Here is a 9996-nt window from a genome sequence, read left to right on the forward strand (position 1 = left end):
TCCGTGCTCGGCTAATTGCGTTAGCTTCAAGCTAATACGGTTAGCCAAGAGTGTCAAGCCTGATCACCGCCGCCACGTCACCGAGGTCGTCGTTGAGCTGATGATCGCGCCCGGGCAGCCGGTACACCCGCGCCTGGCTGATGACGCCCGCGTACAGGTCCGCGTGCGACGGCGACGCCGTCTCGTCCCCGAGCCCGTGAAAGACCCGCACCGGTACGCCCCGCGGCAGTCGGACGCCGAGGTCCGGTGGCAGCTCGAACTCGTCGCCGGGCCAGCCGCCCGCACCGACGAACGGGGCGGCGACCAGCACGATCATCGCGAGGTCCCGCTCGGGTGGCCGCTCGGCGAGCGCGTGGACGAGGATCGCGCCGCCCACCGAATGGCCCACGACGACGGCCCCGTCGTCAAGTGCCGCGATCTCCCGCCGGATGGCGGCGCTCCAGGTGGCGTAGCTCGGGTTGCCCTCGTCGGGCATTCGCGGGTACCGAACCTCGTACCCGTCCCCGAGCCCGCGCCGCAGGCTGTCGGACAACCTGTTGTCCCACTCGTCGTGCGTGCCGGCGCCAGCGCCCTGAATGAACAGGACCTGCGTGGTCGCTGCCATGACGATCCCCTCTCGCATACTGCGTCGAAGCGGCATCAAGCGCCGACGGCGGGGCGAGCCGCAGGGATCGACAGGCGGGGGATCAACAAGGGGGGATCAGCGGAACGATTTCCTGCACAGCGGGGAAAAACACCACTGGTATCCGCTCCCACTTTAACGTATATCGCACCGGGGGCCTTGCCGCAAGACCCCCGTCTTGCCGCAGAATCGTCCGCCGGACACCGGAATGGACGAAGAAACGGGGCTCGATGATCGACAAGTACGTGCGAGATCTGGACGAGGTCGACGAGACTCAGGTCGCGATCGTCGGCGGCAAGGGCGCCCGTCTGGGGACGTTGTCGCGGATCGAGGGCATCCGCGTGCCGGCTGGCTTCTGCGTGACGACCGACGCCTTCCGACGGGTCATCGCCGAGGTGCCCTCGATCGACGATCAGCTCGATCAGCTGTCGCGCCTGAAGCCGGACGACCGGGAGGGGATCCGCGACCTCAGCGCCCAGATCCGCCGGGCCATCGAAGGGGTCGCCCTGCCCGACGACGTGGCGGCGGCCATCACCCGGGCGCTCACCCGGCACGGCGAGAAGGCTGCCTACGCCGTCCGGTCCAGCGCCACGGCGGAGGACCTGGCGACGGCCTCCTTCGCGGGCCAGCAGGACACGTACCTGAACGTGCGGGGTCCGGCGGCCATTCGCACGCACGTCAGCCGGTGCTGGGCCTCGCTCTTCACCGAGCGGGCGGTCACCTACCGTCAGCGCAACGGCATCGACCACCGCGCGGTCCACCTGGCCGTCGTCGTGCAGACGATGGTGTTTCCGCAGGCGGCCGGCGTCCTGTTCACGGCCGACCCCGTCACGTCCAACCGGAAGGTCGCCTCGGTGGAGGCCAGCTTCGGCCTCGGCGAGGCCCTGGTCTCCGGGCTGGTGAACCCGGACTCCTACCGGGTGCGCGACGGCGCGATCATCGAGCGGACGATCGCCAGCAAGCGTCTCGCCATCGAGGCGCTGCCGGCCGGCGGGACCACGAAACAGGCGATCAGCCCGGAACGACAGGAGCAGCCGGCGCTGACGGACGCGCAGGTCCTGCGGCTGGTGGACGTGGGCCGGCGGATCGAGGCGCACGCCGGCCACCCGCAGGACATCGAATGGTGCCTGGTCGACGGTGACGTCCAGATCGTGCAAAGCCGGCCGATCACGACGCTGTTCCCCGTCCCCACGGCCCGGGACAGCGAGAACCACGTCTACCTCTCGGTCGGCCACCAGCAGATGATGACCGACGCCATGAAGCCGTTGGGGTTCTCCATGTGGCAGCTGACGGCCATGGCGCCGATGCACGAGGCCGGCGGGAGGCTCTTCGTCGACGCCACCGGGATCCTGGCAGCGCCGGCGAGCCGCGCCGGCTTCCTCGACATGGCGGGACGGTCCGACCCGTTGACGCGGGACGCGCTGGAGACCATCCTCGGCCGCCCCGACTTCGTACCGGCGCTTGCAGACGGTCCCGACATCCCGCGGATCAGCGGCAAGCCGACCACGATCGAGAACGATCCGGCGATCGTCACCGAGCTGATCGAGCGCAGCGAGGCGTCACTCGCCGCCCTGAAGCGCGACATCGCGACGGTGACGGGCCCGGCGCTGTTCGACTTCCTGCTGCAGGCGTTCGAGGAGCACAAGCGGCTCCTCAGTGACCCCCTGAGCATGCAGGCGATCATGGCGGGGATGCAGGCCACCTGGTGGCTCAACGAGCAGCTGTCCGAATGGCTGGGCGAGAAGAACGCCGCTGACACCCTCACGCTGTCCGCTCCGGGCAACATCACGTCGGAGATGGGCCTGGCGCTGCTCGACGTCGCGGACGTGATCCGACCGCATCCGGAGGTGGTGGCCTTCCTGCAGGAGGTCGACGACGACGGCTTCCTCGACGAACTGCCGAGGCTCGCGGGCGGAGCCGAGGCGCGCGACGCCATCTCGGCCTACCTCGACCGGTACGGCATGCGCTGCGTCGGCGAGATCGACATCACGAGACCGCGCTGGAGCGAACGCCCCAGCACCCTCGTGCCCCTGATCCTCGACAACATCAGGCTCCTCGAACCGGGCGCCGCCGGGCGGCGCTTCGAGCAGGGGCGTCAGGCGGCGCAGCAGAAACGCGAGGAACTGCTGGAACGGCTGCGGGCCCTGCCGGACGGGGACACCAAGGCCGACGAGACCACGCGCATGATCGACCGGGTCCGCACCTTCATCGGGTACCGGGAGTATCCGAAGTACGCCATCATCAGCCGCTACTTCGTCTACAAGCAGGCCCTGCTTTCCGAGGCGGAGCGCCTCGCGCGGGCCGGCGTGCTCCGCGACAGGGACGACATCTTCTATCTCACCTTCGCCGAGCTGCACGACGCCGTGCGGACGCACCAGGTCGACGACCACCTCATCGACCAGCGCAGGGACACCTTCCGGTGGCACCGGACGCTGACGCCACCCCGGGTGCTCACCTCCGAGGGCGAGGCCATCGCCGGGGCGTACCGGCGCGACAACGTGCCGGCCGGAGCGCTGGCCGGCCTCGGAGTCTCCGGCGGGGTCGTCGAGGGCCGCGCCCGCGTCCTGCTGGACATCGCCGAGGCCGAGCTGGAACCCGGCGACATCCTGGTCACCTCCTACACGGACCCGAGCTGGTCACCAGTGTTCGTCGCGGTCCAGGGCCTGGTGACGGAGGTGGGCGGCCTCATGACCCACGGGGCGGTCATCGCCCGGGAGTACGGCCTGCCGGCCGTCGTCGGGGTGGCGGACGCGACCCGGCTGATCCGCGACGGGCAGCGGATCCGCGTGCACGGCACCGACGGGTACGTCGAGATCCTGCCACCGCCGAACGACGCCGACGGCCGCGCTCAGTTGTAGGGCATCGTCGGGAACCAGCCGTAGCCGAACATCGCGGGCACCCGGACGGTCCAGTAGACGAGGGTGAAGACGCCCAGCGCGAGCAGCAGCGAGCCGGTGACCGCGAGGGTGCGTGCCGGTCGCGCGGACAACCAGCGGATCAGCCCTCCGCGGGTGGCGATGACGACGAGTGCGAACAGGATGCCCACGATCGCGATGTTGCCCAGCGACTGCAGCACGAAGGCGGCCGAGCCGTAGAGGGGGTTGCCGTTGTCGGCGGCCCACTGGAACAGCTTGTGGAACAGCGGGTAGGGCCGGCCGATCAGGAAGGCGCCGACCAGCATGCCGAGCACGAAGACGCGGGCGAACGGGCGACGCGCGAAGGGATCGGGGACCTTGTCGAGCGCCGCAAGACCGAGATAGATGAACGCGAGACCGATCACGCCGAAGACCACCACCGACTGCACGAGTCGGACGGGCATGCCGCCGGCAGTCGTCTCCGTCGACAGCTGCGGCAGCGAGTCGCCGAGCAGGACTCCGATGAAGCCGTACGTGGCGGAGACGACGACCATGCCCAGCGCCAGCAGGCCCACCGGCCGGAGCATGAAGCGCAGCCCCGCCGCCGGTGTGCCGCCGGCGCCGGCGTGTGTCATCGGCCCGACCGAGGCGGCCATCGCGATGTTGCAGGCAGTGAACGTGCCCGCCAGGCCGGAGACGAACGCGAACAGCAGGCCCGCCGCGGTGCCGCCGATCGCTGTCGCCTTCGCGTCGTGGCCCAGCAGGGTGTTGGCGACGTTGTCGCCGATCGTCTGGTCGACGAACTGGTATGACCAGAGCAGGGACAACGCGATTCCCGCGAGCACACTGCCCACGATCAGCGCGCCGTGCCGGTCCGAGCGTGCCGGCGTCGGGGAGGGCGGGGTCTGCACGGCCTGTCTCTGCGTGGCGGTCATGGCAGCCTCTTTCCGAATCTGTGACGGCGGGATGCACTGACTGATTCTTCGCGCCGCGGACCGGCCGGTCGTCTTCCTGCTTGCGGTTTCCCGCGTGCGGAGGACGGCCGGCCGGTCCGGGGCGACCGACGGGGTCAGCGGGCGATCGGCAGCTCCACCGCCGCCGGCGGCGGCACCGGCTGCACGGGGGTGCGGGCGCCACGCCGTTCGGCGAGCCACCTGCCCCACCAGAACAGACCCCGGGCCAGGCACACGATCGTGACCGCGAAGAACAGGGTGTAGACGACGTTGAACAGCATCAGGACGCCGTACACCATGGCCACGGAGGAGCCGAACATGAACTGCCAGCGGGGCTTGGAGGGCGTGGTGCCCGGGTCGGTGATCATGTAGTTGGTGAACAGCACGAACGCCACCCCGGTCATGATGCTCAGCGCCGACCAGAGCTGGACGTCCCAGACGTAGTGCCGGATCAGGGCCTGGATGACGAAGCCGCCGACCCAGCCGACGATCAGCGCGACCTTCTTCGTGAGCATCGCGTTGAGGATCGTGCCCGCGGTGAGCACGACCATCGGGATGAACATCCGGAAGACGTCGGGCACGTTCTCCGTGAAGTGGTACGGCGGGGCCACGTTGACCCAGGAGAACGCGAGCAGCGTGATGGTGATGCCGAAGTTCGACGGGTTCATGAAGTGCCGCATGCGTCCGGCGATCGGGGCCTGCAGCACGGCCTTCTGCCCGACGGCCACGACCACGGCGAAGGCGATCGGCCAGAACATGTCGTTGGCGTACAGCAGCATGTTCGCGGCGAGCGCGGTGATGTGGGTCGGCAGCAGGAACGTGTAGACACCCCACGCGCCGTTGCCGCTGTAGGCCGGTCGGCGGCCCAGGGAGCGGGCGGCGACCGCCTCGATCGCGATCTCGACCGTGTACCCGATCGCCAGGGCGAACAGCGGCCAGGTCCAGGGCTGCTCGAACCCGAGGATCGTGTAGCCGAGGATGTTGAGGATGGACATGGAGATGGCGAAGTTCCGCAGGGCCAGGTAGCGGGGGTCGCGCTTGTCCACCCGGGGTACGGGCGGTCGCCTGTCGACGCCGGCCGGTGCCCGGTCGGGCCCGCTGCCGTTGCGGGTCGCGTCGGCGACCTCGGCCGTGGTGGTCACGCCCACCGGGGCGCGTTTGACGTCCGTCATGGTGTGGTCAGCTCCTGGGCTCGGTCGGTGAGCGTGAGGTCGTGCCATCCGGCGGAGAGGGGCAGGGTCTGCTGATGCTGGACACCGTCGAGGTCGCGCCAGCTCAGTTCGACGGTGACGGGCGTGCCGCCCTGGTCACCGAGTCCGAAGAACAGGTCGAAGCTGCGCTTGCCGGAGTGCCCGCCGCCGCCGTCGAGCTGGGCGAGCTGGGTGCGGCCGTCGGCAGTGGTCACCCGAGCCTGCGCGCCGTACGCCGGGGTGCGGGCGTCGTTGCCCGTGGCGGCGCCGAGTGCGGGCCGGTGCAGCCGCAGCCCGAGGAAGTCGCCGACCTGCGCCTTGGTGTTGTGGTAGTAGGCGGGCGGCCCCCACTGGCGTGCCACCACGAAGTCCTGGCGGCCGTCGCCGTCGGTGTCACCCACCGCGACACCGCGGGTCGGGGTCCGGTCGTCGAGTCCGAGTTGCGGACTCAGATCGACGTAGCGGCCGTTGTCCTCCGGCGCCCAGAACGCCAGCGCGTTCGAGCCGGCGATGTCGTCGCCCGGCTGCGCGTTGGGCCACATGTCCGGCTCGCGCAGCATCAGGTCGTTGCTGGCGGCCAACTCCTGGAGCCAGTTGAACCGGTTGACGGTGCCCTTGACGAAGCCGCAGGACTGCACCACGACGAGCCGGCCGCTGTTGTCGAAGTCGGCCATCTTGACGTCCCAGCCCCAGCCGACCCAGGCGAGGTTCTTCGCCGATGCCTTGTTCTCGAAGGGCGCGATGCCCTTGGAGAGCCGCTCCCGCGCCTCCTGTGGGGTGGCCGCGGTGTTCTGCCAGACGAAGTTGCTCTCCTCCAGCCCCCACGACTCGGTGATGTTGCTGACGAAGGCGTCGAACCGGCCGGTGCCGCGCAGATCGGCGAAGTCGACTGCCATCCCCTTGAACGAGTCGTGACCCACGACGAGTGACTTGGGGTCCAGCGGGCCGCGGCGCCCCTCGGCCAGGGCGAACTTGATCCGGCCGGGGGTCGACACGTTGTGGAAGAAGCGGTCGTTGCCGAAGTCGTTGGCGAGGTACAGCTCGGGCAGCAGGTCACCGTCGAGGTCGGCGGAGGCCGAGGCGAGCGTCCATCCGGTGGCGTACCGGGAGTCGATCGCGCTCTGCTGCTCGTAGGTGACGCTCGGCTTGGCGCCGGTGGTGGCCGCGGTCCAGCGCAGGATGTGCGCCCCGCCGGCGTTCTGCGCGCGGGACATGGAGTGGTTCATCTGCACGTTCGGCAGGCCCTGTGCGTCGAGCACCTGGGAGTCCGGAAAGTAGTTGAAGATTCCGATGTCGGGCCGGCCGTCGCCGTCGAAGTCCGCGACAGCTGTCGCGTTGGTGTTCCACAGCGGGCCGTGGTAGCGGCCGTCGGCGGTCTGCTGCTGCGGGATCAGCTCGACCGGGTGGTACGACGCGAGGCTCAGGCTCGCGGCGTCGCCGGTCTGCAGGAACACGACGGGCGTCCGTCCCCAGTAGACGACAAGCAGATCCGTCCGGCCGTCGACGTTGAAATCGCCGGGGGTGCAGCCCATCGGGGCGATCGCCGGTCCCATCGGCAACGGTGCCGGGTCCAGCACGAACGGCGCGTAGCGGGCGCCGCCGCCGGGCGCCGGCGTCACGATGGCGCTGTCGCTGCGGGGGTCGACGAGGCAGAGGTCGTTGGCGCCGCCCTTCCCGTCGAGGTCGTTGACCGCCACTCCGGCGCCGACCGACGAGATCCAGGACCGGATGTGCTCGTATTTCGGGTTCACCGTCCGGATCGTGCGCTGCGGCAGACCCGGCGGCAGGGCGATGGGCAGTTCGGTGAACGCGAACTGCGACGCCATCGCGCGTCGGTCGGCCGCGGATGCGGTCGGCAGCCGCGAGATCGTGAACAGCCCCGCGACGAGTACCAGGACGAAGACGACGGGTATGAGTCTGCGCAGCGGACCCACTGGTTTCGGTGGCAACGATCCCCCTCGGGTGGTGCCCGACCCGGCCGGGTCGGGCGTTCGGATGGTGCGGTCGTGGGTGACTGCGGTCCGCGGTCACCCGGCGGTGTCCTCAGTCCGCCGGACGCACGGTCATCGGCAGGCCGCCGCGTATGCGCAGCGACAACATCGGCTCGGGTACGACGTTGTGCGTGGCGACCGTCGTGAGCGTCAGGTCCCGGGCCAGTACGGCGAGGACGAAGGCGGCCTCCATCAGGCCCAGGTGGTTCCCGACGCAGAACCGCGGTCCCGCGCCGAACGGGATGTAGGCGTACCGCGGGCGGTCGGTGGTGCGGGCCGGGTCGAAGCGCTCCGGATCGAAGCGGTCGGGCTGGTCCCAGAAGTCCGGATGCCGGTGCAGCGTGTAGGGGCAGATCAGCACGTCGGCGCCCGCCGGCACCGCGTACCCGCCCACCACGTCGGCGGCGAGCGCCTTGCGGGGCAGGATCCACACCGGCGGGTACAGCCGTACCACCTCGTCGATGACCATCGCGGTGTACCGCAGCCGGCCCAGGTCGTCGAAGGTCGGCAGCCGGTCGCCAAGCACCGCGATCGCCTCCTCCCGCAGTCGGTGGCGCACCTCGGGATGCCTGTCGAGCAGGTAGAGCGCCCAGCTCAACGTGCTGGCGGTGGTCTCGTGCCCGGCGAGCAGCAGGGTCACGAGCTCGTCGCGCAGCCGCTGCCGTCCGACCCGGGGGTCGGGCTCGGCCCGGGCCGACACGATGAGCCGCGACAGCACGTCGTCGCGGTCACCGGTGTGGCTCCCGCGCTCGGCGACGAGCTGGTCGACGATCGTCTGGAGACGGCGGCGGGCCCGCCGGAACCGCACCTGCCGCGGGAGCGGCACCCAGGGCGGCACGGCGCTCAACGACGCCAGCTCGAACATGGCCTGGTCCTGCACCACGGCGAAGTCGCGCCCGATCGACGGGAACCGCCCGAGGTCGGTGTCGAGCAGGGTGCGCCCGAGCACGCCGAGAGTCAGACCCGTCATCTCCTGGAGCACGTCCACCGGACCCTGGCGGCCGAGCGTCCGCAGCCGGCCGACGAGGGTCGCCGCCTCCTCGGCGACGATGCCGGCCTGCTGGGCGATGCGCCGGCTCTGGAACGCCGGCTGCGCCACCCGGCGCTGCTTGCGCCACAGCTCACCCTCGCTGGTCAGCAACCCGTCGCCGAGTGCCCGGCGGGCGTGCACCAGGCCGATGCCCTTGTGGTAGTTGGCCGCGTTGTCGGCGAGCACGTGCTTGGCGTGCTCGGGGTGGTTGAAGAAGTAGAGCTCCTTCGGACCGACCGGCAGCAGCGCGGCGTCGCCGTAGCGGGCGGCCGCCGACGTCATCATGCCGAGGCGGTCGCGGCCCATCGTGATGAGCATGCTGACGGCCGACGCGCGCGACGGACCGGGAAGGGACGGCGCCGGGCCGGTGACGGCGGTCATGACGCCACCACCGCCGACGGCGCCCGCTCGAGCCGGCGGAACCGGCCACCGAGGAACACGAGGGCCTCGCCGTCGCCGTCGTCGTACCGGCGCATCCCGCACGGACGGCCGAGGAAGATCGTGTGGTCTCCCCCGTCGTACGACCGCCAGAGCTCGCACTCGATGTGGGCGGCGGCGCCGCCGAGCAGCGGCGCCGCCGTCCGCGCGCCCGGCCGCCACTCGGTGAACTCGAACTGTTCCGGTCCGAGTGGACGGCGGCGGTCGGCGTAGTAGCGCGCCACCGCCTCCTGATCGGCGGCCAGGACGGAGACGCCGAACGCGCCGGCCCGGCTGAGCGCCTGGTGCATGAGGGCGTCCCGCCCGACGCACACCAGGATCAGCGGCGGGTCGAGGGACACCGCGCTGAACGAGTTCGCGGTCATGGCGTGCGGTTCGTCCCCGCCGACACTGACCACCGTGACACCTGTGGCGAAGGTCCCGCAGACGCGGCGCATCAGCACCGGGTCCGTCAACTCTTCCGTCCCGAAGGTCGTCATCGTCGGACCCCGGCGGCGGCGTACGGTTCCAGAGCGCGTTCGAGCGCCTCCGGGACCCGGGTGGGAACGGTCCGGTTGTTCGGGCCGCGCATGCAGGCGACCCGCTGGGCGCCACGGGCGACGAGTGTCTCGCCGGCCGGTCCGGTCCGCACGTAGTCGAAACCGAATTCGAGCTGCGTCTGGGCCAGTTCGAGCAGCCGCATCCGGACGGCGATCTCGTCGAACGCGGTGATCTCGGCGAAGAACTCGCACTCGACCTTGAGCGTGAACAGTTTGAGGTCGTTTTGCAGGTCGGCGAGGACTGTCGGCGCCCGGTCCTTCAGGAACATCTCCCGGCAGCGCCCCTGCCACCGCAGGTAGTTGACGTAGTAGACGTTGCCGACGATGTTCGTCTCCTCGAACCCGACGGTGTGCCGCAGCTCGTAGTAGCTCTCCATG

At 70.3% G+C, this 9996-nt stretch carries 8 protein-coding genes; 1 reads left to right on the plus strand and 7 read right to left on the minus strand.

What is annotated here, in order from left to right; genetic code table 11:
• Positions 1-40: 40 nt before the first annotated feature.
• Entirely contained in the window at positions 41-604 is a 564-nt protein-coding gene (locus AB0B97_RS19945) for an alpha/beta fold hydrolase (RefSeq protein WP_357495343.1), read from the minus strand.
• A gap of 248 nt (positions 605-852) precedes the next feature.
• On the opposite strand from AB0B97_RS19945, the gene rph reads away from it, so the two are divergent.
• Positions 853-3480, plus strand: a complete 2628-nt coding sequence (gene rph / locus AB0B97_RS19950) for a rifamycin-inactivating phosphotransferase (RefSeq protein WP_357495345.1) — start codon at positions 853-855, stop codon at positions 3478-3480.
• Here rph and AB0B97_RS19955 read toward each other — a convergent pair.
• From AB0B97_RS19955 to AB0B97_RS19980, 6 genes are all read right to left on the minus strand, one after another.
• Positions 3471-4412 carry a hypothetical protein gene (locus tag AB0B97_RS19955; protein WP_357495347.1) on the minus strand — a complete coding sequence of 314 codons (942 nt, stop codon included), beginning with the start codon at positions 4410-4412 and terminating at the stop codon, positions 3471-3473. The two genes, rph and AB0B97_RS19955, sit on opposite strands and share 10 nt — an antisense overlap.
• A gap of 134 nt (positions 4413-4546) precedes the next feature.
• Positions 4547-5602: an enediyne biosynthesis protein gene (locus tag AB0B97_RS19960; protein ID WP_357495349.1), complete on the minus strand. Its 1056-nt coding sequence runs from the start codon at positions 5600-5602 to the stop codon at positions 4547-4549.
• Positions 5599-7569: a CRTAC1 family protein gene (locus AB0B97_RS19965; protein WP_357495351.1), complete on the minus strand. Its 1971-nt coding sequence runs from the start codon at positions 7567-7569 to the stop codon at positions 5599-5601. The genes AB0B97_RS19960 and AB0B97_RS19965 overlap by 4 nt, the downstream gene beginning before the upstream one ends.
• A gap of 94 nt (positions 7570-7663) precedes the next feature.
• Positions 7664-9022 (minus strand): cytochrome P450, encoded by a 1359-nt coding sequence (locus AB0B97_RS19970; RefSeq protein WP_357495353.1) that lies wholly within the window; start codon positions 9020-9022, stop codon positions 7664-7666.
• Positions 9019-9558, minus strand: coding sequence for a flavin reductase family protein (locus AB0B97_RS19975; RefSeq protein WP_234582918.1), 540 nt, complete (start codon positions 9556-9558; stop codon positions 9019-9021). Before AB0B97_RS19975 ends, AB0B97_RS19970 begins: the two co-directional genes overlap by 4 nt.
• Complete coding sequence (locus AB0B97_RS19980) at positions 9555-9995, minus strand: acyl-CoA thioesterase (RefSeq protein ID WP_234582956.1); 441 nt, start codon at positions 9993-9995, stop codon at positions 9555-9557. The genes AB0B97_RS19975 and AB0B97_RS19980 overlap by 4 nt, the downstream gene beginning before the upstream one ends.
• Position 9996: the final 1 nt, after the last annotated feature.

The sequence above is a fragment of the Micromonospora sp. NPDC049004 genome (assembly GCF_040649315.1).
In the GTDB taxonomy this organism is placed as follows: Bacteria; Actinomycetota; Actinomycetes; order Mycobacteriales; family Micromonosporaceae; genus Micromonospora.